General features: G+C 61.6%; 23 protein-coding genes. 4 read left to right on the top strand and 19 right to left on the bottom strand.

What is annotated here, in order from left to right; genetic code table 11:
- Positions 1-116 precede the first annotated feature (116 nt).
- Entirely contained in the window at positions 117-1,931 is a 1,815-nt protein-coding gene (locus tag AC1DJO_RS13260; protein ID WP_477971268.1) for a hypothetical protein, read from the top strand.
- A gap of 59 nt (positions 1,932-1,990) precedes the next feature.
- Positions 1,991-3,577, top strand: coding sequence for an exodeoxyribonuclease VII large subunit (xseA, locus tag AC1DJO_RS13255; protein ID WP_477971005.1), 1,587 nt, complete (start codon positions 1,991-1,993; stop codon positions 3,575-3,577).
- 52 nt (positions 3,578-3,629) lie between these two features.
- Here xseA and AC1DJO_RS13250 read toward each other — a convergent pair whose 3' ends face one another.
- Both AC1DJO_RS13250 and AC1DJO_RS13245 read right to left on the bottom strand, forming a co-directional pair.
- Positions 3,630-4,880 (bottom strand): aminopeptidase, encoded by a 1,251-nt coding sequence (locus AC1DJO_RS13250; RefSeq protein WP_477971003.1) that lies wholly within the window; start codon positions 4,878-4,880, stop codon positions 3,630-3,632.
- Positions 4,881-4,978: 98 nt separating this feature from the next.
- Positions 4,979-5,656, bottom strand: coding sequence for a glutathione S-transferase family protein (locus AC1DJO_RS13245; RefSeq protein ID WP_477971001.1), 678 nt, complete (start codon positions 5,654-5,656; stop codon positions 4,979-4,981).
- Positions 5,657-5,730: 74 nt separating this feature from the next.
- Between AC1DJO_RS13245 and AC1DJO_RS13240 the strand changes: the two genes are divergently transcribed.
- Positions 5,731-6,174, top strand: coding sequence for a MarR family winged helix-turn-helix transcriptional regulator (locus tag AC1DJO_RS13240; protein WP_477970999.1), 444 nt, complete (start codon positions 5,731-5,733; stop codon positions 6,172-6,174).
- Here AC1DJO_RS13240 and ybaK read toward each other — a convergent pair.
- From ybaK to AC1DJO_RS13220, 4 genes are all read right to left on the bottom strand, one after another.
- On the bottom strand, positions 6,171-6,644 hold the full coding sequence (ybaK, locus tag AC1DJO_RS13235) for a Cys-tRNA(Pro) deacylase (protein WP_477970997.1): 474 nt from the start codon (positions 6,642-6,644) through the stop codon (positions 6,171-6,173). The genes AC1DJO_RS13240 and ybaK overlap by 4 nt on opposite strands.
- A gap of 2 nt (positions 6,645-6,646) precedes the next feature.
- On the bottom strand, positions 6,647-6,997 hold the full coding sequence (locus AC1DJO_RS13230) for an ArsC family reductase (RefSeq protein ID WP_477970995.1): 351 nt from the start codon (positions 6,995-6,997) through the stop codon (positions 6,647-6,649).
- A 2-nt stretch (positions 6,998-6,999) separates the two neighbouring features.
- Entirely contained in the window at positions 7,000-8,058 is a 1,059-nt protein-coding gene (locus AC1DJO_RS13225; RefSeq protein ID WP_477970993.1) for a succinylglutamate desuccinylase/aspartoacylase family protein, read from the bottom strand.
- A gap of 77 nt (positions 8,059-8,135) precedes the next feature.
- Positions 8,136-8,609: a 2'-5' RNA ligase family protein gene (locus AC1DJO_RS13220; RefSeq protein ID WP_477970991.1), complete on the bottom strand. Its 474-nt coding sequence runs from the start codon at positions 8,607-8,609 to the stop codon at positions 8,136-8,138.
- Positions 8,610-8,936: 327 nt separating this feature from the next.
- On the opposite strand from AC1DJO_RS13220, the gene AC1DJO_RS13215 reads away from it, so the two are divergent.
- The gene (locus AC1DJO_RS13215; protein WP_477970989.1) at positions 8,937-9,500 is read left to right on the top strand and encodes a methylated-DNA--[protein]-cysteine S-methyltransferase; all 564 of its coding nucleotides are present in this window, start codon (positions 8,937-8,939) and stop codon (positions 9,498-9,500) included.
- A gap of 16 nt (positions 9,501-9,516) precedes the next feature.
- On the opposite strand, the gene guaA is transcribed toward AC1DJO_RS13215, so the two are convergent.
- The 13 genes from guaA to AC1DJO_RS13150 form a co-directional block, all read right to left on the bottom strand.
- Positions 9,517-11,079, bottom strand: coding sequence for a glutamine-hydrolyzing GMP synthase (guaA, locus tag AC1DJO_RS13210; RefSeq protein WP_477970987.1), 1,563 nt, complete (start codon positions 11,077-11,079; stop codon positions 9,517-9,519).
- Between the two features lie 94 nt (positions 11,080-11,173).
- Positions 11,174-11,812, bottom strand: coding sequence for a 5'-methylthioadenosine/S-adenosylhomocysteine nucleosidase (locus tag AC1DJO_RS13205; RefSeq protein ID WP_112385166.1), 639 nt, complete (start codon positions 11,810-11,812; stop codon positions 11,174-11,176).
- The gene (locus tag AC1DJO_RS13200) at positions 11,809-12,258 is read right to left on the bottom strand and encodes a PaaI family thioesterase (RefSeq protein WP_112385167.1); all 450 of its coding nucleotides are present in this window, start codon (positions 12,256-12,258) and stop codon (positions 11,809-11,811) included. The genes AC1DJO_RS13205 and AC1DJO_RS13200 overlap by 4 nt, the downstream gene beginning before the upstream one ends.
- A gap of 68 nt (positions 12,259-12,326) precedes the next feature.
- Positions 12,327-12,779 (bottom strand): TspO/MBR family protein, encoded by a 453-nt coding sequence (locus AC1DJO_RS13195; protein ID WP_112514170.1) that lies wholly within the window; start codon positions 12,777-12,779, stop codon positions 12,327-12,329.
- A gap of 9 nt (positions 12,780-12,788) precedes the next feature.
- Positions 12,789-13,913 (bottom strand): DUF1513 domain-containing protein, encoded by a 1,125-nt coding sequence (locus tag AC1DJO_RS13190; protein WP_477970984.1) that lies wholly within the window; start codon positions 13,911-13,913, stop codon positions 12,789-12,791.
- Between the two features lie 5 nt (positions 13,914-13,918).
- The gene (locus tag AC1DJO_RS13185; protein ID WP_477970982.1) at positions 13,919-15,013 is read right to left on the bottom strand and encodes an imelysin family protein; all 1,095 of its coding nucleotides are present in this window, start codon (positions 15,011-15,013) and stop codon (positions 13,919-13,921) included.
- Positions 15,013-16,569 carry a di-heme oxidoreductase family protein gene (locus tag AC1DJO_RS13180; RefSeq protein WP_477971266.1) on the bottom strand — a complete coding sequence of 519 codons (1,557 nt, stop codon included), beginning with the start codon at positions 16,567-16,569 and terminating at the stop codon, positions 15,013-15,015. The genes AC1DJO_RS13185 and AC1DJO_RS13180 overlap by 1 nt, the downstream gene beginning before the upstream one ends.
- Positions 16,570-16,783: 214 nt before the next feature.
- A complete protein-coding gene (locus AC1DJO_RS13175) occupies positions 16,784-18,061 on the bottom strand; it encodes an imelysin family protein (protein ID WP_477970980.1) in 1,278 nt (425 codons plus the stop codon).
- A gap of 176 nt (positions 18,062-18,237) precedes the next feature.
- The gene (locus AC1DJO_RS13170; RefSeq protein WP_477970978.1) at positions 18,238-19,527 is read right to left on the bottom strand and encodes an RsmB/NOP family class I SAM-dependent RNA methyltransferase; all 1,290 of its coding nucleotides are present in this window, start codon (positions 19,525-19,527) and stop codon (positions 18,238-18,240) included.
- A 140-nt stretch (positions 19,528-19,667) separates the two neighbouring features.
- Positions 19,668-20,036: a septal ring lytic transglycosylase RlpA family protein gene (locus AC1DJO_RS13165; RefSeq protein ID WP_112385173.1), complete on the bottom strand. Its 369-nt coding sequence runs from the start codon at positions 20,034-20,036 to the stop codon at positions 19,668-19,670.
- A gap of 399 nt (positions 20,037-20,435) precedes the next feature.
- Entirely contained in the window at positions 20,436-21,308 is an 873-nt protein-coding gene (locus tag AC1DJO_RS13160; RefSeq protein WP_477970976.1) for an SDR family oxidoreductase, read from the bottom strand.
- Positions 21,308-22,465, bottom strand: coding sequence for a tRNA epoxyqueuosine(34) reductase QueG (gene queG, locus AC1DJO_RS13155; protein ID WP_477970974.1), 1,158 nt, complete (start codon positions 22,463-22,465; stop codon positions 21,308-21,310). Before queG ends, AC1DJO_RS13160 begins: the two co-directional genes overlap by 1 nt.
- A gap of 12 nt (positions 22,466-22,477) precedes the next feature.
- A complete protein-coding gene (locus AC1DJO_RS13150; RefSeq protein WP_112385176.1) occupies positions 22,478-23,170 on the bottom strand; it encodes a glutathione S-transferase family protein in 693 nt (230 codons plus the stop codon).
- Between the last annotated feature and the right edge of the window lie 40 nt (positions 23,171-23,210).

The raw sequence follows: 23,210 nt of genomic DNA, 5'->3' as shown, positions 1-23,210 counted from the left end.
GCTATGACGCAGGCAGCCACTTGCGCCCAACTGGCACGTTTTACTCTTTCTTGATCGCCTGCTGATAAACCAGCTGGAACTGGCAACGAGTTCCCGAAATGACGAACGCTGTAGAGATGACCGCCATTTCCCCTTCAGGCAGCAAGCTTGCACGATTTCAGGCGCTGTTCTCGCGGCTTTGGCCCTCTGTATTCGCCTATAGCGCAGTCTTGCTCGTGGCGATCCTGCTTATCAAGTTGCCGTATGCAAAGGACTACGTCGGTCCGGACAACGACGACGGCATGCGGCTTGTCGAGGTTCGTGATCTGCTGGCCGGTCAGGGCTGGTTCGATCTCATGCAGTATCGTCTCGGCGTCGGCGGGACATTGATGCATTGGTCGCGCCTGATCGATTTGCCGATTGCCGCGCTGATCAAGTTTTTCGGACTGTTCTTTTCCGGAGAGCGAGCCGAGGCGCTGGCGCTGGCGGTCTGGCCGATTTCGCTCGTCCTGCCCTTGATGCTTGCAATGGCGATCGCCGGCCGCCGTATCGGCGGCGCGCTGGCAATGCACATCTCGCTCGCATTGACATTCTTGATGATCTTGACGAGCGGCCGGTTCTTGCCCGGCGCGATCGATCATCACAATGCGCAGATGGGCCTCGTCGCTATGATGGTGGCAATGCTGCTCGACGACAAATATCGCGGATGGAGTTTCGCCATCGCCGGATTTTGTGCCGCAGTCGCGATCGCGATCGGCGCCGAAACAACGCCGGCAGTCGCCTCCATCTGCCTGATTGTTGCGATTGCCTGGGCGTGGCATGGCGATGTTTATGCGAGTGCCGCAAAGGCCTTCGGCCTGTCGCTTGCCGTCTTCATCAGTATCTTCTTCTTGGGCACCGTCCCGCCACGGCTTTATTCGGCCGTAACCTGTGACAATCTCTCGCTTGGTTTCTATAGCCTGTCAGCGATCGGTGGTGGTTTGCTCTTCGTTGCTGCCGCCTTTGCGAGCAGGGCGCCACGCCTCGGCCGTTTTACCGTACTCGCCGGTGTTGGCCTTTGCATCGCGATCTCTGCGCTGCTTATCGCGCCGCAATGCCTGCAGAATCCGCTGAGCAATCTTGATCCGATGCTTGTCGAGCTTTGGTTGGATAGCATCTCGGAGGCACGATCCTTCGTGGAGATGGCACGTACCGAAACGTATATTCTGGGTGCCTTCTATGCGACCGGCCTTTTCGGTGTCGCCATATGCATGTTCCGCATCATGCAACGCGACCGCGTGGAAGTTCACCTGACGCTTCTTTTCCTGCTCGGGGTTAGCTTTGCTATCGCCCTGGTGCAGGTGCGGGGTGCGACGTTCTCGAACATGTTGGCGATCCTGCCTCTGACCCTTCTGATCATTGATGTGCGCAAAGTTTCCAATGCGGACCGGGAAAATATCGCAGCGGCACTCTGCTACATCCTCGTAGTGATCGGCAGCGTTCCGGCAGCTTGGGGCGTCGCCGGCGATCTTGTTGCCATGCAAGTGAACCCGGCGGCCAGCGCCGTTGCAAGCGAAGACGAACCCGAATCCGTCTGCAAATTGCGTCAGGCGATAGCGCCGCTCGACAACATGCCACAAGGCATGATCGTCGCGCCGTGGGAAATGGGCGTGCCGATCCTCCGGTTCAGCGCCCAGCATGTGCTGACGGCTCCCTATCACCGCAACCCGCGAGGCATGCTCACGGAATTGCATATCGGCCTGGCCGAGCCCAAGGAGGCAGAGGCGTTCCTGCGTGGCGTGGGGGCGACTGCACTGGCTTATTGCCAGGAGGATGTGTCGTCGGCGCAGCTCGCAAAACTCAAGCCAGACGGCCTCTACGCCCAGCTCGCCAAAGGCAATGTGCCGAATTATCTTCAGCCCTATGCCAAGGCCGAAGGCGTCCAGTACTTCCTCTTCAAGCCGGTGGATTGACGCCGCGGACCGGCGATCTTCCGGCTGATCTTTCGCCGCACTTCGGATAGAACGAAGACATGAGCAATGTCTTCGACGGCGATTCGCCGACAAACCTCACGGAATATTCGGTTTCCGAACTATCGGGATCGATCAAGCGCACGGTCGAGACCGCATTCGATCAGGTCCGCGTGCGCGGCGAGATCTCCGGTTATCGCGGGCCGCATTCGTCCGGCCACGCTTATTTTTCGATGAAGGATGACCGCGCACGCATCGATGCCGTCATCTGGAAGGGTGTTTTCTCGCGTCTCCGCTTCCGGCCTGAGGAAGGCATGGAGGTTATCGCCACCGGCAAGATCACCACGTTCCCAGGATCGTCCAAATACCAGATCGTCATCGAAACGCTGGAGCCGGCCGGTGCCGGCGCGCTGATGGCGCTGATCGAGGAGCGGAAGCGCAAACTCGGTGCCGAGGGGCTTTTCGATCCAGTGCGCAAGCGCCGCCTTCCCTACATGCCGAAGGTAATTGGTGTCGTCACCTCGCCGACGGGCGCCGTCATCCGCGATATTCTTCACCGCATCTCCGATCGTTTTCCCGTTCATGTGCTTGTCTGGCCGGTGAAGGTGCAGGGCGAAGGATCCGGCGAAGAGGTGGCCAATGCCATCCGCGGCTTCAACGCTTTCGAGCCTTCTGGCGAGATGCCAAGGCCCGATGTTCTGATCGTTGCCCGTGGCGGCGGCAGTCTTGAGGATCTGTGGAGCTTCAACGACGAGATCGTCGTTCGTGCCGCGGCCGAAAGCGCCATCCCGCTGATTTCGGCCGTCGGTCACGAAACGGACTGGACACTGATCGACTACGCGGCCGATGTCAGGGCGCCGACGCCGACGGGTGCGGCTGAAATGGCGGTACCGGTCAAGGCGGAACTCGAAGCGCAGATCGCCGGCCTTTCCGCCCGTCTTCAGGGCTGTATCACACGGCAGATGGATCATCGTCGCCAGTCCGTGCGGGCGCTGATGCGCGCGTTGCCATCGCTCGATCAGCTGCTGGCCCTGCCGCGCCGCCGGTTCGACGAAGCGGCCTCCGGTCTCGGGCGTGGTTTGGAACTCAACACCATCAACAAGCGCGGCAGTTTCGAGCGCGTGGCATCGCATCTGCGCCCGGACGTGCTGTCCAACAGGATCACCGAGCGGCGGCAGATGCTGGCCGAGCGGATGACGCGGGCCGAGCGCATCGTCGAGCGCCGTATCGATGCCTTGAAAGGCCGGGTCGAGCGCTTCGGCGTGACGCTGTCGTCTGTCCCGGCGCGCCTGACGACGCAGACCGCCCGCATGCGCGATCACCTTGCCAATCTGTCCCGCCATGGCGACACGGCCGTGCGCCACCAGCTGACGCGGGCGCGGGGAGAGCTGGCCGCTCAGGATCGGGTGCTGCAGTCGCTTTCCTACAAGAACGTGCTGAAGCGCGGCTATGCCGTTATCAGGGATGATGAGGACCGGCCGGTCTCGCAGGCCGCCATGCTGACGGCAGGTGCCGGGATCTCGATCGAATTCTCGGATGGCCGCATCGGTGCCGTGACCACCGAGGGCGGATCGCCTTCTGCAGCAAAGAAGCGTCCGGCCAAGTCCGGTGAACCGGCGGCATCCTCGAAGCAGGGAAGCCTCTTCTAGGGGACCTGAAGAGCTGGCGCTCGATGATATCGCGCGCCAGCATGAATTGCTCTTACGCCCACTCGCCCTGGCGCATGACCGGCGCCCGCGATCCATCCGGCCTGATGCCGTCGATATCCACCTTGTTGGAACCGATCATCCAGTCGATATGGATCAGGCTCGAATTGCCGCCCTGCGCCTTGATCTGGTCCTGGCTGAGCGTTGCGCCATCCACAAAGCACTTCGAATAGCACTGGCCGAGCGCGATGTGGCAGGAGGCATTCTCGTCGAACAGCGTGTTGTAGAACAGGATGCCGCTGGCCGAGATCGGCGAGGAGTGCGGCACCAGCGCCACTTCGCCCAGGCGGCGTGCGCCCTCGTCGGTATCCAGCACCTTGCTCAGCACTTCGGCCCCACGCGACGCCTTGGCCTCGACGATACGGCCGCCTTCGAAGCGCACCTGAATATTGTCGATCAGCGTGCCCTGATGCGAGAGCGGCTTGGTGCTCGACACATGGCCGTCGACACGCAGCGCATGCGGCGTGGTGAAGACCTCTTCGGTCGGGATGTTCGGGTTGCAGGTAATGCCGTTCTTCGCCGTCGATGCGCCGCCATGCCATTCGTGGCCGTCGGCAAGCCCGACCGTCAGATCCGTGCCCGGTCCGGTGAAGTGCAGGGAGGCGAAGCGCTGGCCGTTCAGCCATGCCGAACGCTTGGCGAGGTTGCCGTTGTGCTCTGCCCAGGCGGCAATCGGATCATCGAGATCGACGCGCGACGCGGCAAAGATCGCCTTGGCGAGCTTGGCGACGGCAATCGCTTCGGGATCATTGGGGAAAACGAGCTTGGCCCAGGAAGGGTTTGGATAGGAAACGATGTTCCAGTTGATGTCGAAATTCGAGATCTTCTCGAGCGCCGGTTTGTAGGCGCTCGAGTTGGCGCGGTTGGCGCGGCTGACCTTGCCCGGATCCTGGTCCGAAAGCAGCATCGGATTGTCGCCAGCGATGGCAAGCCGGGCGGCATTGTTGGCATAGGCCTTGGCCATGCCATCGTAGAGCCAGCCGGAGGCGCGATCGAAGCTCTCGTCGCTCGCATACTGATAGCGGGCGAGCGTCGATTCCTCGTCGGAATAGAAGGCATTCACCAAGCCGGCGCCGGCCTGGTAGGCATGCTTGGTGATCAGGCGGACGAGCGGAATGGCAACGACTGGCGCCGTGATGACCAGATCCTGGCCCTTCTGCAGCTGCAGGCCCACCTTCACCGCGACCTCGGCAAGCTTATCCAGCTTGACCGGGTCGATCGAATGGTTCTGGGGCATGAAGTTCATGGTCGGGACCTCCTGATAAATTGCAGGCAGCAGACTTAGACCCGTTTGCGGCGAAAATGAAGCTCGATGCATCGAATTCGCCGCTTGAGAATGTGGCCCTAGGCAGCCGTTTGCCGAAGCAGTGCCGACTGATGCTTTTCAAGAAATGCCATCAACCTTTCCGGATAATCGGGTGCGGCCGCCGCGCGCACGCTGGGGCGTTTCGCAAGTTCGCTACGCCATGCCTGCACCTTTGGCAGCCCGTTGAAGATATTGCTTTCGCCGAGCGTATCGAAAACGTCGAAATACCGGAAAATCGGCGCGAAGACGGCATCGACCAGGCTGAAATTATCGCCAGCGAAAAACGGGCCGGCCGAGAGCTCCGCCTCGATGGTTTTGAATTTCCCGGCAATCACCTTGCGCTTATCTTCCAGCTGCCGTGCATCGCTTGTCGTCTCATAGGTCCAGAGATCGGAGAGGATGGACGAGCCGAACTCCATCCAGCCGCGATGCCGTGCCCGCAGCAACGCATCGCCAGGATGCAGTCTCGGTCCCGGCTGTGTTTCGTCCAGATACTCGCAGATTGCCGCGCTCTCGAAGAGCGCTGTCTGTTCGCCATCGTCCTCGATGAGCAGCAGCGGAACCTTGCCGAGCGGCGAGATCTTCGAAAACCACTCGGGCTTGTTGTCGAGGTCGATGACAACACGCTCGAAGGGGACGCCCTTTTCGCCGAGCGCGATCGCGGCGCGCTGCACGTAAGGGCAGAGATGGTGCGAGATGAGGGTCAGCTTCTGCATCGGTATCTCCATTATAGATGCAATTGCATATAAATACGCTTGCGGCATTCGTCAAGATAGATGTAATTGCATGCATGTCGGAGAAGACCACCCCATCCGATGCCGCCACCGAAGCGTGGATCGGTATCATGCGTGCGCAGCAGAAGTTGCTTCTGGCAATCGAGGCCGATCTGAAACAGGCGGGCATGCCGCCGCTCGGCTGGTACGATGTCTTGTGGGAACTGGTCCGCGCGCCGGATGGCCGTTTGCGGCCCTTCGAGATCGAAGAGCGCACGCTGTTGGCGCAATACAATCTCTCGCGCCTGATCGACCGGCTCGAACGTGAGGGGCTGGTCGGCCGCGAGACATTTGCGGAGGATGGCCGTGGGCGATGGGTGGTCGTGACCGATGCGGGCCGGACGCTTCGCGAGCGGATGTGGGTCGTTTATTCGAAGGCGATCGAAAGGCATGTCGGCTCGAAGCTCGACGATGCGTCCGCAAAAGCGCTCGCAGACCTTTTGAAGAACCTGTCGGCCTAGGCGATCAGCGATGCCGCCTTTGCGTTCAGCGCCTTGAGCGCATCTCCAGGCGCGAGCCTCACCTGCAGTCCGCGCTGCCCGCCGTTCATATAGACCAGGGCTTCTGTAAGTGCTGCTTCCTCAAGGGCCGTCGGCACAAGCTTCTTCTGGCCGAAGGGGCTGATGCCGCCAACATGATAGCCGGTCAGCCGTTCGGCGTCGGCAGGCTTCATCATGTTCGCGGACTTGCCGCCAAACGCTGCGGCCAGCTTCTTCATGCTCACTTCACGGTCGGATGGAACGACGACGCAGACCGCTTTGCCATCGACTTCGGCCATCAGTGTCTTCAGAACCCGGTGCGGCTCCTCGCCGAGCGCGTCCGCCGCCTGCAGGCCGACGCGTTCGGCGTTCGGATCGTAGTCATAGGTATGGACCGTGAATTCGACGCCCGATCTGGCAAGGACCTGCGTGGCACGCGTCGTCTTCGACATGATCACTTTCCGAATTCGGCAGCGTAGAGATCAGGCTTGAAACCGACAAGCAGCTTGCCGTCATGCTCCAGCACCGGGCGCTTGATCATCGAAGGCTGCTCCAGCATCAGCGCGATCGCTTTGTCGCGCGTCAGGTTCTCGCGATCGGCATCAGGCAGCTTACGGAAGGTCGTTCCTGCACGGTTCAGCACCGTTTCCCATCCGGCCTTGCGGACCCAGTCTTCCAGATGTGCCCGGTCGATGCCCGAGGCCTTATAATCGTGGAAGTCGTAGCCCGCCCCATTCTCCTCGAGCCAGGTGCGGGCCTTCTTCATCGTGTCGCAGTTCTTGATGCCGTAAATCGTCGTTGCCATCGTCAGTCTTCCAGCGTTCCGGCCTTGCGCAGCGCCGTGCTTGGCTCGCCGCAGGCAATCTTCATCAGGTCTGCGCGCCGCCGCACCAGCCGGTCGGACGTGCGCGTCACGATCAAGCCTGCCTGCGGGGCACGGATCTCCGTCTCGCCATCGACCATGCCCGGCCGCGTGACGATGGTTGCCAAAAGATCGCCGGCAGCGACCGTCTCGCCGATGTCGCGGTGGAAAAGAAGGGTGCCGGCAACCGGCGTGCGGATCATCTCGATATTGTCGAGCGGCACGGCAGGTCCGGTAAAAGCACCGAGAGGGGCGCTGTCCCTGACCGCCCCGCGGGCGGCGAGGAAGGCGAAGACGCCATCGGCGTCAGCGCTTGCCATGTCAGGATAGACGTCGCGGCGGCCGCGAAGCTCCACCGTTACGGAGAGCTTGCCGGGCAAGCGGCTGCGCTTCTCGCCGGGCACCTCGTATTTCCAGGCAAAGCCGACGGCCTCTTCGAAAGCCGAGCTTTCGCCATCCGAAAGCAGCACCGCATCCATCGACAGAGCACTGGCCAGATCGGCGGCCTCAGGCCAGAAGGCCTCGTCGATATAGGCATATTGCAGTGATTCATCGTCGCAATGCAGGTCGAGCACCAGATCGGCGCCGAGTGCCATGTGGATCAGCTGCCGCTTGAGACGATCCGTAGCCGGATACCGGTCCAGATCCTCGACCAGCGTATCGCGATCGCGCAGCGAAATCAGCGGGAAGTCGCGATTGAAGTTGGTGCGCGATCCGAGATCGAAACGTCCCTGCAGCTCGCCGAAGTGCGATTGCGCCGCGCCGATCGGGTTGGCCTGCGGAACGATGGTAATGTCGCTGGCGATCCTTCCGGCATCTTCGGCAGCTCTGAGCTTCCGGCAGAGGAAATGCAGCAGTGCCGTTCCCGGTAGCTCGTTGGCATGCAGCGCCGCCTGAATGTAGATCCGCGGCGCGTGCGGGTCGCTGCCCTTGAAATGCAGCACCGGCAGGCGCCATTCGATGCCCGGCGTATCGCCAGGAATGATGATCTCGGTCGTATCCATGTCAGCACTCCGCAAAATCTGCTGGCAGCAGCTTTAAGCAACTCCGCCGTACCGGCGCAAGCGTCAATAGGGGCGCCTCATCCAAGCAACGGCCATTCTTCGATATCCACATGCCGGCCTTCGCCGACGAGGCTGTTGACCAGCACGAAAGACTTCGCCGTCCAAACGATCGGTTCCGAAAGGATCGTTTCGGGTACGCTGCGGTAGTCATAGAGCAGCGTCATATGCGGCTCGAGCTTCGGCTGGACCCGGACGCTGACGCCGCGGTTGAGCAGTGACAGGGCGAGCTGCGCATGCAACGAGAGAACCTCCTGTCGCCCTTCGCCTGCCCGCAGAACTAGTGCCGGCTTGCCTTGGCGAAAACTCACGGCGCGCCGGAAGGTGAGCTTGAAGGGGCGCATTCTGACGGCGGCGGCGGCCGCCAGACCATCGAACAGCATGCTCGGCGGGATCGCATCCCATTCCCCGAGATGGCAGAGCGAGACGTGGAGCAGGCGCTTGGGTTTCGGCTTCTCCCGCAGACCGAAACGCCGCCGCAGATCACCCGCCATGCGCCTCGTTTGCTCCGCTGCCCGCTCGTCGGGGCGCAGCGCGAAGTAGACATTGCAAGGCTTTCGATCCGCTCCACCGTGACCCGGCGCCGCGGGGTCAGGCGCACGGCCAAATGAAAATTCCGTCTGGTTCTGAGCAACCATCTCCAACCGGCAAGCGCCGCCTCCTCTTGAAGGACCAGAGGCTAACAACAAGGGCAGGAATTGACAAGAACAAAAAGAGAACAAATAATCGAAGCGTTGAGATTGCGTTGGTGGGCAAGAATCGGGTTGAAGGCCGGACGCAGGCATACGATCTTTGGGGCAGTCAATCATGGAGGTTGCGTCATGAACGAGGCAACGCATCACTACTGCATCTTCGAGACCACAGGCGGCTTTTGCGGCATAGCCTGGAATGCCGCCGGCATCGTTCGCTTCCAGCTGCCGCCAAAGGCTGAAAGTTCGACCGAACAGTTGCTGCTGAAGCGACTGTCATCAGGTCTTCGCGCCAATCCGCCGGCCGCGGTCGCGGCGACGATCGAGTCCGTCAAACGCTACTTCGCCGGGGAGACCGTGGACTTCTCAGATGTTGCGGTGGATCTGTCCAATCAGGACGAGTTCTTCCGGGAAATCTATGCCGCCGCCCGCCGCGTCGGCTGGGGCAGGACGACGACCTACGGCACGCTCGCAAGGGAACTTGGCCGCGGCCCGGAAGCCGCCCGCGACGTCGGCCAGGCCATGGCCAAGAACCCGGTCGCCCTGATCATCCCCTGCCACCGCGTCCTCGCCGCCGGCGGCAAGCTCGGCGGCTTCTCAGCACCTGGCGGGTCTAATTCGAAGGCTAAGATGCTGGAACTCGAAGGCGTCAACCTGGGCCCGCCCGAGCCGGCCCAGCAGTCGCTGGGGTTTTAGGCAGCGGGAGTGAAGGTCACTCCCACTCAATCGTACCAGGTGGCTTGCTCGTCACATCATACACGACGCGATTGATGCCGCGGACTTCGTTGATAATGCGGGTGGCGGCGCGGCCGAGGAATTCCATGTCGTAGTGGTAGAAATCCGCCGTCATGCCGTCGACCGAGGTCACGGCGCGGAGCGCGCAGACGAATTCGTAGGTGCGGCCGTCGCCCATGACGCCGACGGTCTGGACCGGCAGCAGTACCGCGAAAGCCTGCCAGATCGCGTCGTAGAGACCGGCCTTGCGGATTTCGTCGAGATAGATGGCGTCGGCTTCGCGCAGGATCTCCAGCTTTTCGCGGGTGATGCCGCCCGGGCAGCGGATCGCTAGGCCCGGACCCGGGAACGGGTGGCGGCCGATGAAGCTATCCGGCAGGCCGAGCTCCTTGCCGAGCACGCGCACTTCGTCCTTGAAGAGTTCACGCAGCGGCTCGACGAGCTGCATATTCATGCGCTCGGGCAGGCCGCCGACGTTGTGGTGCGACTTGATCGTCACCGACGGGCCGCCGGTGAAGGAGACGCTTTCGATGACATCAGGATAGAGCGTGCCCTGGCCGAGGAAATCGGCGCCGCCGAGCTTCCTTGCCTCTTCCTCGAAGGTCTCGATGAACAGGCGCCCGATGATCTTGCGCTTCGTCTCGGGATCGGAAACGCCCTCGAGCTCGCCGATGAACTTGTCGGACGCGTCGACGTGGATCAGGTGCAGATTATAGTGTTCGCGGAACATGGCGACGACATTCGCCGCCTCGTCCTTGCGCATCAGGCCGTGGTCGACGAGCACGCACGTCAGCTTGTCGCCGATCGCTTCGTGGATCAACAGGGCCGCAACGGAGCTGTCGACGCCGCCGGAGAGGGCGCAGAGCACACGCTTGTCGCCGACCTGCTCGCGGATCGTATCGACGGCCTTCTGGCGGTAGGCCGACATCGACCAATCGCCCTTGATGCCGGCGATGTTGTGAATGAAGTTGCCGATCAGCTTGGCGCCATCGGGTGTGTGCACCACTTCCGGATGGAACTGCACGCCGTAATATTTGCGCTTCTCGTCGGCGATGAAGGCATAAGGCGCGTTCGGCGAGGTTGCCACGACCTTGAAGCCCTCGGGCAGCGCGGTAACGCGGTCGCCATGGCTCATCCAGACCTGGTGGCGCGAACCCTTCGACCAGAGGCCTTCGAACAGCTTGCTGTCTTCATCGACCTCAAGAAAGGCGCGGCCGAATTCGCGGTGATGGCCGCTTTCGACCTTGCCGCCGAGCTGCATGCACATCGTCTGCTGGCCGTAGCAGATGCCGAAGACCGGAAGACCGCTGTCGAAGATGATCTGCGGTGCGCGGGGCGATCCTTCATCGACCGTCGAGGCCGGGCTGCCGGACAGGATCACGGCTTTTGGCTGAAGGCGCCTGAAGCCCTCTTCGGCGGACTGGAAGGGAACGATCTCGCAATAGACGCCCGCTTCGCGCACACGGCGCGCGATCAGCTGGGTTACCTGGCTGCCGAAATCGACGATGAGAACGCTGTCGGGATGTGCTGTCTGGGTCATGGCGAGCCTTTAATGAATAGCACCCGGTCTTGCAATGCGGGAAATCACGGCCTGGCCGATTTTATTGTCCCGATTGTCCCTGCCTGCAAGGCTTTCAGAACCAGAAGACACCGTCCTCGAGCGCCGTAAAGAGGCTGTCCACGGCATAGGAAAGCTTGCGGTCGATGACGTGCAGATATTCGGTCCAGCCGGAAATATGCTGCAATTCCTCGATGCCGTCGGAAATGCCGCGCAAGCCGATCAGCGGCAGGTTATATCCCTGGCAGGCCCGCAGGATCGCGAACGTTTCCATATCGACCATGTCGGCGTCGATCGTCTGATAGGCGGCACCCGAGATGACGTTGCCGCCGGTCGACAGCGTCGCCTCGGGAATGCCGGGGATGCGCAGCGGCAGGTCGAGCGTCGCAGGAAGATCGAGAAACGGCGTCTTGCCCTTCTCGAAACCGAGCGGCGAGGCATCCATGTCGCGATAAGCGACCGAGGAAACCTGGTAGACTTCCGTCTGCTCCAGCTTGGCAGAGCCTGCGGATCCCAGCGAGACGACGAGTTGCGGGAGATCGTCGGCGGCATCCAGCCGCGTCAGCGTCTTGGTCATCGCCACAGCTGCTTCGACAGGACCGATACCGGTCATCAACGGCTCGAAGCGGGACTTGAGGAATGGACCGTATTCCGCCTCCGCTGCCATCACGAACAGGATCGACTTTCCGGCGACGGATTTCAGTTCGAACTTCATCCGGTAATTCCCTCTCTTCCCCGCACGACCATCATCGTGCCTGTCATCGATGCGATCAGCTTGGCCGGACCGTCGCCGATCGCGTAGCCGCGCCCGTCTGCGACGATGATGTTGCTGCCCGGCTTGGTGATCTCTCCCCGGAAGAGGAAGCGATCACCGCGGCCTGGCGACATCAGGTTCACCTTGAATTCGATTGTGAGGATCGAGGCATCGGCATCGATCATGGTATAGGCGGCGAAACCGCAGGCGCTGTCGAGCGCGGCGGAGATGATGCCCGCGTGCAGAATGCCGTGCTGCTGTGTCAGTTTCACGTCGAACGGCAGTTCGATCTCGACGACGCCGTGTTCCACGCGCGTCAGTTCCGCTCCGATCGTCTCCATCGCCGCCTGACGCGAAAAGCTCTGCCTTATCCGTTCGCGGAAATCACCGTTGTTACCGACGCTCATGCCTTGTCCCCTTCGAGCCGCGAAAGTGGCACGGCGCGCCGGATTCGACAAGGATGCCAAGGGGTAAATCAGTTCAGGTAGGCAATCGAGGCGTTGAGAATTGTCGCAAAGCCGACCCATGCGGCGTAGGGCAGGAAAAGGGTGGCGGATATCCGGTCCGAGGACCAGCGATTGGCAATGAATGCAAGCACCAGCCCGAGCAGGATAACGATGACCACCAGCGCTGCCTTCGGCATCTCGGCACCAAAGAAGAATGGCGACCAGAGGAAGTTGAAGACCATCTGCCCGGCCCAGATCAGCATGGCTGCCGAGAGGTGGCCGCGCAGCCAGGTCCGCGCGCCGGCAATGCCGATCAGCACGTAGAGGATCGACCACACAGGGCCAAAGATCCAGTTCGGCGGATTGAAGACCGGCTTGGCCAGCGACTGATACCATTCGCCGGGAAGATTGTTGGTGCCGATCAGCAGGCCGCCTCCAAGGGAGACGGCAATGAAGACGATATAGGTGAGCGCTTTGTTCATGCTGCGGAATTAGGGCCGTACGGCCCGCGGTCCAGCGATGTCAGGCGCCTTTGCTCGCTGAATTCGGACGATGTGTTGATCCCATGCCACATCGCTCTGGGTCGACAGGAATTCACCCTCGTAGGAAGACACCGCAAACCCGTGTTCCGCGGGCGCGATACCTGCCGCATCCGGCAGCGCATCTTCTGCAACCATCCGCCCCGTGCGCCCATCGATGGTGACCGAAACACCCTTCGGCGAGGTGATGCCGATCAGCCGGTCGCCGCGGTTGACGGCAATGGCGCCGACATAGCTGCCGAGCCGCCGCGTCGTCTCTTCGGGCAGGTCGATGAGGGTGAGATCCTCGCCCTTGGAGAAGTGGCCGACCAGTGGCGGAAGATCGCGCCGCGACCCTTCGTACTGGCAGGCAAACCAGACGCGGCCATCCGCATCGAGATCGACATGCCGGGTCGAAACCTGTGCCCATTGCGGCGGCAAGGTGCGCCGCTCGATGAGCGCGCCCGATGCCGCGTCGATCAGCGCCAGAGACGGCTGCATATTGTCGAGATTGAGCTTGGTGCGGCCAAAATCCGGATGCGTCTCGATGCCGCCATTGGCAATGATCAGCATCTTGCCGTCATCGGAAACGGTCATGTCGTGCGGGCCGACGCCATAGGTTTCGTACTCGCCGATCCGGGCGAAGCGGTTGGTCGCGTCGTAAAGTCCGATCATGCCGCGATTGGCGTCGAAGTCGTTCTCGCTGGCATAGAGGATGCGGCCATCAGGCGAGAAAGCGCCGTGACCGTAGAAATGGCGTCCCTCGAGCGAGGTGATGACAACGGGCTCGCCCTTGTTCCAGGGGTCGAAGATCATCGCATAGGTGCCGGGACGGCGGGCAAAGGCCACGGTTCTACCGGTCGCCTTGCTGAAGGCCATGCCATGCGCACGGGCAGGCAAGGCCACCTGGTCGACGATCTCTCCGCGCTCGGTGACCGTCGCCACGGCGAAAGAGCCGTCAGCTGCCCGGATGCCCGAGGCGTAGACAGTGTCGGCGCGCTCGAGCGCAAACAGGCTGCGCGGCCGTAGCGCTGCAAGAAACGTCACGCCTGCAGCCTTCATGAAGCCACGGCGATCCATTGCAGCACTGCGCCACATCGGTATCAGTCCCCGTCGGAGAAGGAGAAACCGGCCGAAAGGCCGACCGCACCACCGAAATCGTCGCTGATCCGGGTGATCAGGTCGCGGCTGGTCGCCAGAAACGCATCGAGCTTGGCCTTCTCGGCATCGCTGGTCGCGACGTCGATGTCAGGGTTGAGCTTCGGCACGGTGTCGAGCAGCGTCTTGAAATTGGCGTCGATCGCATCGGCGATAGGCTTCTTGTCGGCGGGCAGCAGCTCGGCCATGCCGGCCTTCTGCCAGAGCGTGCGCAGCCCCTCGATATTGGCAGTCATCGACTTCCAGGTGTTCTTGGAGCGCCAGTAGATCGCCATGCGCGGGCGCGGTGCCGTGTCCTTGCCCTTGTAGAACTGCTCCAGCCGCTGGTCGCGCACCGTCTCGGCGCCATGAACGAGGATGCCGAGCAGTGCTGTAACGGCCTCCTTGTTGTCCATGAAGTCTTCGCTCTCAGGGCCTGGATGCTTCCAGCTCGCCTGCACGCCATCCGGCTTTTCCCAGGCGGCGACGACTTCGCCGGCCTCGCGCTGGATGTTGCCGGCAACGGCTGCGCCATACTGGCAGCGGAAGCCGTTCTTCTGCTTGATCAGGTCTTCAGAGCCGTTTCCGTAGAGCACGTATTCCAGCGCCGTCAGGCCCTGTAGTGCAACGCTCTTGCCGGCGATCGCATCGACGGTCGTATCCTTCGGGTCGGCCTTGGCAATCAGCGTCTGCACCTGCTTCAGGCCGACGCCCTTGCGATCGGGGAAGAACAGGATGTGCTCGAAGAGGTTGTCGTGAATGACCGGTCCCGTCTGGACGATCTCGATATTCGACCAGTAGCGGATCGTATCGTCGAAGGTTGACTTCGCCTTGTCGAGCGTCTGCTGCGTGCCGTCGGCGCAAAGGTCTTTCATCACCGTCGTCAGCCGGGCCGCTGACTGCTGCATGTTGCGGTAGCCGGGACGTATCACCTCGTCGACGGCCCGGGCCATCACCTGCGGCACGGCATCTTCGTTGAGACCTGAGGGAGGCGCTGCCGTCTGGGCGGCTGCCTGGCCGGCAAGGGCAAGCGAAAGAACGAGAGGCTGCCAAAGGCGCATTACAGGGACTCCAGGAATCTGATCAGGGCCTCTCTATCGTCTTTCGGCAGAGAGGAGAATGCGTTGCGGGCTTTTTCTGCTTCGCCGCCATGCCAGAGGATCGCTTCGGTGAGGTTCCTGGCGCGGCCATCATGCAGGAAAAAGCTGTGTCCGCTGACAGTCCGGGTCAGTCCTATACCCCATAGCGGCGCGGTGCGCCATTCACGTCCGCTTGCAAGCCCGACCTGCTGCCCGTCGGCCAGTCCATCGCCCATGTCATGCAGCAGAAAATCGGAATAGGGCCAGATCAGCTGAAAAGATTGAGCTTTTTCAGTCGTGTCGCGGCGGGTGACGAATTTCGGAATGTGGCAGGAAATGCAGCCGGACTGATAAAATAGCTGCTTGCCGCGCAGCGTATCCGGAAAGCTCGCCTTGCGGCGGGCGGGTACGGCGAGATTGGCGGAGTAGAAGGTCACGAGGTCGAGCACTGGCCCGGGCGCCTCCTCGTTGCCGAGCCGCTTCTGAACGCCCGTCGGCATCTTGCGGCATTTGGTCTCGGCATCCGTGCAGTCGCCATAGGCATCCGGCCGGTCGGGGGTTGAGATGCCGATATCGTTGGAGAAAGCGTCGGCGCTCTGGTCGCGCACCGTGGCGTTCTGCGCTTTCCAGCCGAAGCGGCCGAGCGCGATGTCGCCGGTGCGGTGATCGCGCACGATCGCCGCCTTGCCGGAGATTCCATCGCCATCTCGGTCGTCAGGATCGGCATGCGCCAGGATATCTGCCGCAGGGATCGCTTCGATGAGGCCAAGCCCGATCATTGCCGGTGCGACGCGCGGCGAAATTGTCGTCGCCGGATCTAGCGGCCCATAGGCGGGACCGGTCACCGAATATTCGGGCGTACGCAGCATGACGGTTTCGCCGCCCGCCAGCATCACGCTTCTTTCGGTATAGCGGATCGCCATCTTGCCTTCGGCGGCAAGGCCAGGAACTGCGAGGTCCTGCAGCTGATGCCCGTAGACCCGATCGGGAAGATTCACCGTTTCGGCATCGGCGATCGCCTTTTCTTCCGCTGATGTCTTTGGTGGCCGCGCCAGCCGCAGGACCATCGACGTTGCGCTGGCACCGCCCTCCGGCGGCTTGCCGCGCCCATCATTGACGTGGCAGCTCATGCAGGAGCGTGCGTTGAAAAGCGGGCCGAGCCCATCGGAAGCCTGGGTCGAGGATGGCGCGGATACCCAGAGCTTCTTGAACAGCGCATTGCCGAGCCTGAAGTTCTGCTCTTCCTCGAAGGGAATGTTGGCGGAGATATGCGAGAAACTGTCTTCGGTGACGGGATCGATTGATGTCGCTGCCCCGGCCTGCATCGCCTCGTAAGGCTCGGCTTTGGAGAAGTCCAAGGTCGGGCGCGTCACGTCTGCTACCCGCTTCATGTCGGCATCGGAAAGATCGGTCCTCTTCACCGGCAGATCGAAATTGGCGGCGAGGGCGACCGGAGCGGCCGACATAAGGGCAAGCGCGGCGATGCGGGAAATCAGTTTGGATCTGCTGGCAAGGTGCTTTTGTTGCTGGCTAGCAATCCCAGCGCCCTCATTCCTGTGCTTGTCACAGGAATCCAGTGCGCCCAAGTCCTTGGGCGCGGGAAAATGCTCTTTGGCCAAGTCATTCACGGCGCAGACGCGCCGTGGCTGGATTCCTGTGACAAGCACAGGAATGAGGAAGTGGTTGAGCTAGGGGTACGCGGCATTTCGGAGTTCGGGCCGCCCTGTTTCAGGACGGCCCGCCTTTATCTGCTTACTTGAAGACAGCGTTAGGATTATCCAGGCTGTCCGAACCTTCAAGCTCGACCTTGCCGAGATCGAGTGCGGCAATAACGCGCTGGATCGACTTGGTCTGATCGACGAGGCCGTCGATGGCGGCCTGAACGGTCGCGTTGCCTTCCTTGTTGCCCTCGGCAATCATCTGGTCGTATTTCTCGACCGTCTCGCCGCGCTTGGCCATGGCGTGCATGGCGTCGAGCGTGGTCTTCAGCTTGCCTTCGACTTCCTTGTCGAGCTTCTTGTCTTTCGCAGCCACGAGGTCGTGAAGCGACGGGCCGGTCATCTTCTTGCCGTCGACGCGGGTGTAGTCACCCATGTAGGCAGCGGCGATACCGATCGCATCATTGAGGTGCGAGTTGTAGGTGTTGTCAGAGAAGCAATCGTGTTCTTCTTCCGGATCGTGCAGCAGCAGACCGAGCTTCATGCGCTCGCCGGCAAGCTCGCCGTAGGAGAGCGAACCCATGCCGGTAAGGATGGCGGTGAGGCCAGCCTTGGCATTTTCCTCGACATGCTTGGTGGCAGCGCCATTCGGAGCCCAGTTGTCGGTCATTTCCTGCAGGTCGGAGACCAGCAGGGTGGAGGCCGACTTCAGGTACTCGGCGCGGCGGTCGCAATTACCGTGCGTGCAATTCTTCAGGTCGTAGTCGCTGGCAGGACGTTCGCCGGCACCCGGTCCGGTGCCGTGCAGATCCTGGCCCCAGAGCAGGAATTCGATGGCGTGGTAGCCGGTCGCAACGTTCGCTTCGACGCCGCCTGCTTCAGCCAGCGTGCCGGAGAGGAACTCAGGCGTCAGCTTGGATGCGTCGACATCCTTGCCGTTGATCTTGATCGTCTTGTTGGCGATGACGTTGGCAACGTAGAGCGAGTTCTCGTCGCTTTCGGTGCCGTAGGAGGCGTCGACATAGTCGATCAGGCCTTCGTCGAGCGGCCAGGCGTTCACCTTGCCTTCCCAATCGTCAACGATCGGGTTGCCGAAGCGGTAGACTTCCGTCTGCTGATAGGGAACGCGTGCCTTGATCCAGGCGTCGCGGGCAGCCTTCAGCGTCTCGTCGGTCGGCGCCTTCAGGAAGGCGTCGATCGCTGCATCGAGCGACTTGGCCGTGTTCAGCGAGTCTTCGTATTTCGCATGCGCGACTTCGGTATAATATTTGACGACTTCGGCAGCCTTCGGGGCGGCTGCGAGAGCCGGAGCGGCGGATAGGGGGGCTACCGCCAGCGCCAGTGCTGCGCAGACATTCTTGTTGAGCTTCATGGTCCTCTCCTTGACGGATATCCGTCTGAAATGCCCAAGTCTCATCGCCCAAAAGCAAACTGGTGTCAAACACTCTAGTTTGGAATGGTTTTAAGGATCGCAAGTGCTAAAACGTCCGCGTTTCAAAAACGCGTCAAGCGGTGGCGTGGATATCTCGCGACGGTGCCGAAAGCGCCCTACGCCTTGCGCTGCATCCGGCAGAAGAAGAAGCCGTCGGTATCGGTCGATGCCGGCGTCAGCGTGATCGTCTGCTGGTCGGAGGAGCGCGGTTGCGGCGCTGCCGCACCGAACAGGTATTTCCAGGCCGGCAGGGCGCTGGCGATCGAGAATTCCGGGTTATCCGCGGTGAACTTGCGGACCTGTTCCTCGTTCTCCTGCGGCAGCACCGAGCAGGTCACGTAGATCAGTTCGCCGCCCGGCCGCACGAAGGCGCTGGCCTGGGTCAGCGCGTCCTGCTGCTGGCTCGTGCGCTCGTCGAGATTCTTGGCCGTCAGCCGCCACTTGGTGTCTGGGCGGCGGCGCCAGGTGCCGGTGCCGGTGCAGGGCGCATCGACCAGAACCTTGTCGCAGCGGTCCTTGAGACTTGCGAGCGCTCTCGCGTCGTCATGAACCTGGACATTGCGCGTTCCCGCCCGCTTCAGCCGCTCGATGATCGGCGCAAGGCGCTTGCGATCGGCGTCATAAGCGTGGACCTGACCCTTGTTATGCATGGCTGCCGACATGGCGAGCGTCTTGCCGCCACCGCCGGCGCAATAATCGAGAACCTGCTCGCCATCCTTCGGCAGCACCAGATCGGCAACGATCTGCGAACCCTCGTCCTGAACTTCGAACCAGCCTTTTTGGAACGAAAGCTCTGCCGTGACGTTTGGAAGTCTTGAGGCACCTTCGCCGGCCGGTATGCGCATGCCGTAGCGGGCGATCTTGGCATCCTGCGCGCCTGCGCGTTCCAGCGCCTTTACGGCCTTCTCGCGGCTGGCCTTCAAGATATTGGCGCGCAGGTCGAGTGTCGGGCGGGCGGCAAGCGCCTGGGCCTCGGCAAGCCAGCTGCCGCCGAAGGCAGTCTCGAAGGACGGCTGCACCCATTCGGGTATGTCGCCCTGTATATGCGCGGGAGCAGACGAAAGGTCGCGGCTTGCGAAAGCGGCGGCTGCCGCATCCGGCAGTTCCGGCGGCGCAAATTTGTCGCCGGAAAGTTCGGCAGCGAGGCTCTCCTGTGTAAAGCCCCACTGACGCAGCATCACCGCATAGGCAATCGCCAGCGGGCTGTCGTCATCCATCAGGAAAGCATGCGAGAGCCGCATGCGCAGCGCGTCATAGACGATGTTGCCGATCGCGGCGCGGTCGCCAGATCCGGCAAAGCGGTGCGCCAGGCCCCAGTCCTTGAGAGCGTCGGCGACAGGTCTCTTTCGCTGCTCGATGTCAGCCAGAACCGAAATCGCCCCTTCGAGGCGGCCGCCCAAACGCATTCACAAGTCTCCTGTTGCCAACGGCTTGTGAACGATCCGCGGGAAAGAAGACGGATGCAGCGGATAATTCACAAGTCTCAAGCGCGTGGTAAACGCGATTGACGGCAAGAGCAAGCGCCTCGGCGCAAGCAGATGGACGCCTAGCGGGAGGCGACGACTTCGTAGCAGACCTTGGCGGTGCCGGAGCTGACCATGCCGATGTTCTGAGCGGCGGCACGGGAGAGATCGAGGACGCGGCCGCGAATGAAGGGGCCACGGTCATTGACGCGAACGATGACCGTACGGCCATTGTTGCGGTTGGTGACCTTCAGCTTGGTACCGAACTTCAGCGAGCGATGTGCAGCAGTCAGTGTGGCGGGGTTCATGCGTTCGCCGGAAGCTGTTTTGGAGTGCAGTGCGTACCACGAAGCACCACCACATCCGGCTGCAGCAAATCCTTCGGCAGGAAGGATGAAAGAACAGGCTGCAATCGCCGCGGCAGTGATTAGAGAACGGCTGGTTTTCCTCAAAACGGAGTATCCCTCAACTATTGAACTTGCGCCTTGGGGGCGGTGAGGGCTTGAATCCGCTCAAAAGTGGCGAAAAAGTGCCACGCRCAATCACGGAATGTTACAGTCTGTAATATTCGTGATTCCCGGCGGATTAAGGTCAATAAAGTCTTGCTGCGGCATTCATGGAAAAAAGACAATAGAATCAGGTAAAATTAGAACAATTTTTCCGAGGGCTGAGTCCACTCACGGAATGTTACGGTGATCACAAAAATAATTTTGCTAGACCGCCATATTTGTTGCCGTATTTGCGCAAATTTAGAGGCCGTTAACCATAAATGGGCGCGAAATTTTGATTGCTAAAATTCGGAAGTAGGAATTTTCTGCTCTTTGAGGGGTTAGATCGCTAGCTCGGAAGTGTTAGATTTTCCATCGCCCGTCCTGCCACATCTGGGCGAGCGACATGGGATAGTTCGGGAAGGCGAAAGCAAAACCGGCGGCTTTCAGCTTGGCGTTCGAAACCCGCTTGTTCTCCCCGTAGAAGGAACGGGCCATCGGCGTCAGTTCGGCGGTCTCGAAGGCCTGTTCGGCAGGCGGCTCGACACCCATCAGGTGGGCCGCCTTGACGATCACATCCTGCGGCGGGCCTGGCAGATCGTCGGTGACATTATAGATGCCACCGAGTTTTCTCTGCGAAAGAAACAGGGCCGAACCGCCGATATCCTCGACACGGATCCGGTTGAAGACCTGATCTTTCTTGACCAGCCGCCGCGCCGTGCCGCGCTCGAGATTGACGAAGGCGTTGCGTCCCGGCCCATAGATCCCGGAGAGGCGGAGGATGGCAGCCGGTACATTCAGTGCTGTGCCGAGGTCGCTCCAGGCCTGCTCCGCCTCCAGCCGCTCCTTGGACCGGCCCGACACCGGCACGCAGATGGTCTTCTCGTCGACCCAGGCACCCCTGTGATCTCCATAGACGCCGACCGTCGAAAGATAACCGATCCATTGCAGCTGCGGCATCAGTGTCCGGAGGGATGATCCGGCAATATTGACGAGGGGATCGCCGCTTTCGCGTGGCGCGATCGATTGCACGAGATGCGTTGCCCCATGCATCGCCGCCATCAGCTCCGGGCTCAAGCTCTCGCCGTCGAAGATATGGCCGTCGATCCCAGCGGCGCGTAGCTGATCCAGCTTGTCGCGGCTGCGGGTCGTGCCGCCGACGCTGGCACCCGCTGCGGCAAATGCCTTGGCAATCGCCATCCCCGAAAAGCCACATCCGAAGATCATCAGCTTCATCACAATACTCCCGCCAGCCGCCACTCGTTCAGGACGTCGCCGTCCTCTTCGGTTTGCCTTTCTGCCGCAAACGACTGGAATTCGCCAGCGTCCATCAACCGCGAAAGGGCCCACACCGCCATTCCGCGCACATCAGGCGAGGGATCGCGGCTGAGGCGGCAGCAGAGATCGATCAATTGCCGCTGGCCGGAATTGCCGGCGGCGATCAGGACGTTGCGGATAAAGCGGTTGCGGCCGATCCGCTTGACGGGCGAGCCGCTGAAGAACGTCCGGAAGCCTGGATCGTCGAGCGTCAGCAGAAAGACAATCTCCGGTTCCTTCAGGTCTTCGCGGGCCTGCAACTTCATCTCGGAGGCAGACGCCGCAAACTTGTTCCAGGGACAGGCGGCCAGGCAATCGTCGCAGCCATAGATGCGGTTGCCGATCATCGGCCGGAATTCAGGGGCGATCGGCCCCTTGTGCTCGATCGTCAGGTAGGAGATGCAGCGCCGCGCATCGATCTGATAGGGGGCGGGAAAGGCATTGGTCGGACAGGCGTCGAGGCAGGCGCGGCATGAGCCGCAATGATCGCTCTCCGCCGCGTCGATATCGAGGTCGGCGGTGGTGAACATCGAGCCGAGAAACAGCCAGGAGCCATGCGCCCGGCTGACGAGGTTGGTGTGCTTGCCCTGCCAGCCCAGCCCGGCAGCGGCAGCCAGCGGCTTTTCCATGACGGGCGCGGTGTCGACGAAGACTTTCACATCGGCTCCGGCACGTGCGGCAAAGCGCGTGGCGATTTCCTTCAGGCGGCCCTTGATGACATCATGATAGTCGCGATTGCGGGCGTAGACCGAGATTGCCGCCTTATCGGGCTTCTCGAGAATGCTGCGCGGATCCTCTTCCGGGCCGTAATTCAGTCCGAAGACCACGACGGACCGGACATCGCTCCAGAGCGTGCGGGGATCGCCACGCCGCTCCTGCGTCTCGGCCATCCATTCCATCGTTCCGTGCCGTCCGGCATCAATGAATTCACCGAGCCGTGCCTTGGCTTCAGGAATGGAGTCCGGCCGGGTCACGCGACAGAGCTCGAAGCCGAGGCTTGCTGCCTCGGCGCGCACGAAAGCGGTCAGGCTCTCGCGCTTCTTTCGCTCTTTATCCTGCTCTGATCGTGCGGGCATCAAGAGCCCCCGTCAGAAATCCAGGTCGGCGTAATGGGAAACCGGCGTCAGGCCGCGAACCCGCTCGTTGAGCATCGGGCGGAAGGATGGGCGCGACTTGATGCGCTGGTACCAATCCTTGACGACAGGCGTTTCCGCCCAGTCGATCTCGCCGAGGTAATCGAGGATCGAGATCGATGCCGCCGCGGCCAGATCCGCATAGCTCATGCGCTCGCCCGCCAGCCACTGGCGCGAGCCGGCAAGCCAGGTCACATATTTCAGATGCTGGCGGATGTTGCTGCGCGCGGTGCGCAGCATCTTGGAGTCAGGCGCGCCGCCGCCTTGCTCCGCTGTCATCTGCAGCTTGTAGACCCGCTCGCGCGCCAGCGGGCGCGTCACGTCGGTTTCCATCTTCAGCATGAACCATTCGACGAGGCGGCGGATTTCGGCGCGCTGAAACGGGTCTTCCGCCAGAAGCCGGCGGTCACGCTTGAGGACGCCGTGCGTTTCGTCGAGATATTCGGAGATGACCATGGCGCCGCAGAGTGCGCGCATGCTGTCGTCGACATAGACCGGCAGCGTCCCGGCGGGGTTCAACGCCAGGAAATCACGGCGCTTGTCCCAGGTCTGCTCTTCCACGAGATCGACCTGATAGCCGTATTCTGCAAGCACCAGCCGGATAAACCGGGAGGCGGTCGACATGGGGTGATGATAAAGTACTGGCATTATGGGTTTTCGGTCCGCCCGCGTTTCGGCGACATTGTGT

The sequence above is a fragment of the Rhizobium sp. 05N430 genome (assembly GCF_056396985.1).
Note: the sequence above shows the minus strand (reverse complement) of the source record. Positions and strands in the feature narration are given on the sequence as shown.

Bases quoted from the DNA above. Each gene is read 5' to 3' on its own strand.
- AC1DJO_RS13260 (WP_477971268.1), top strand. From the start codon at position 117: ATGACCGCCATTTCCCCTTCAGGCAGCAAGCTTGCACGATTTCAGGCG.
- xseA (WP_477971005.1), top strand. From the start codon at position 1,991: ATGAGCAATGTCTTCGACGGCGATTCGCCGACAAACCTCACGGAATAT.
- AC1DJO_RS13250 (WP_477971003.1), bottom strand. From the start codon at position 4,880: ATGAACTTCATGCCCCAGAACCATTCGATCGACCCGGTCAAGCTGGAT.
- AC1DJO_RS13245 (WP_477971001.1), bottom strand. From the start codon at position 5,656: ATGCAGAAGCTGACCCTCATCTCGCACCATCTCTGCCCTTACGTGCAG.
- AC1DJO_RS13240 (WP_477970999.1), top strand. From the start codon at position 5,731: ATGTCGGAGAAGACCACCCCATCCGATGCCGCCACCGAAGCGTGGATC.
- ybaK (WP_477970997.1), bottom strand. From the start codon at position 6,644: ATGTCGAAGACGACGCGTGCCACGCAGGTCCTTGCCAGATCGGGCGTC.
- AC1DJO_RS13230 (WP_477970995.1), bottom strand. From the start codon at position 6,997: ATGGCAACGACGATTTACGGCATCAAGAACTGCGACACGATGAAGAAG.
- AC1DJO_RS13225 (WP_477970993.1), bottom strand. From the start codon at position 8,058: ATGGATACGACCGAGATCATCATTCCTGGCGATACGCCGGGCATCGAA.
- AC1DJO_RS13220 (WP_477970991.1), bottom strand. From the start codon at position 8,609: ATGGCGGGTGATCTGCGGCGGCGTTTCGGTCTGCGGGAGAAGCCGAAA.
- AC1DJO_RS13215 (WP_477970989.1), top strand. From the start codon at position 8,937: ATGAACGAGGCAACGCATCACTACTGCATCTTCGAGACCACAGGCGGC.
- guaA (WP_477970987.1), bottom strand. From the start codon at position 11,079: ATGACCCAGACAGCACATCCCGACAGCGTTCTCATCGTCGATTTCGGC.
- AC1DJO_RS13205 (WP_112385166.1), bottom strand. From the start codon at position 11,812: ATGAAGTTCGAACTGAAATCCGTCGCCGGAAAGTCGATCCTGTTCGTG.
- AC1DJO_RS13200 (WP_112385167.1), bottom strand. From the start codon at position 12,258: ATGAGCGTCGGTAACAACGGTGATTTCCGCGAACGGATAAGGCAGAGC.
- AC1DJO_RS13195 (WP_112514170.1), bottom strand. From the start codon at position 12,779: ATGAACAAAGCGCTCACCTATATCGTCTTCATTGCCGTCTCCCTTGGA.
- AC1DJO_RS13190 (WP_477970984.1), bottom strand. From the start codon at position 13,913: ATGTGGCGCAGTGCTGCAATGGATCGCCGTGGCTTCATGAAGGCTGCA.
- AC1DJO_RS13185 (WP_477970982.1), bottom strand. From the start codon at position 15,013: ATGCGCCTTTGGCAGCCTCTCGTTCTTTCGCTTGCCCTTGCCGGCCAG.
- AC1DJO_RS13175 (WP_477970980.1), bottom strand. From the start codon at position 18,061: ATGAAGCTCAACAAGAATGTCTGCGCAGCACTGGCGCTGGCGGTAGCC.
- AC1DJO_RS13170 (WP_477970978.1), bottom strand. From the start codon at position 19,527: ATGCGTTTGGGCGGCCGCCTCGAAGGGGCGATTTCGGTTCTGGCTGAC.
- AC1DJO_RS13160 (WP_477970976.1), bottom strand. From the start codon at position 21,308: ATGAAGCTGATGATCTTCGGATGTGGCTTTTCGGGGATGGCGATTGCC.
- queG (WP_477970974.1), bottom strand. From the start codon at position 22,465: ATGCCCGCACGATCAGAGCAGGATAAAGAGCGAAAGAAGCGCGAGAGC.
- AC1DJO_RS13150 (WP_112385176.1), bottom strand. From the start codon at position 23,170: ATGCCAGTACTTTATCATCACCCCATGTCGACCGCCTCCCGGTTTATC.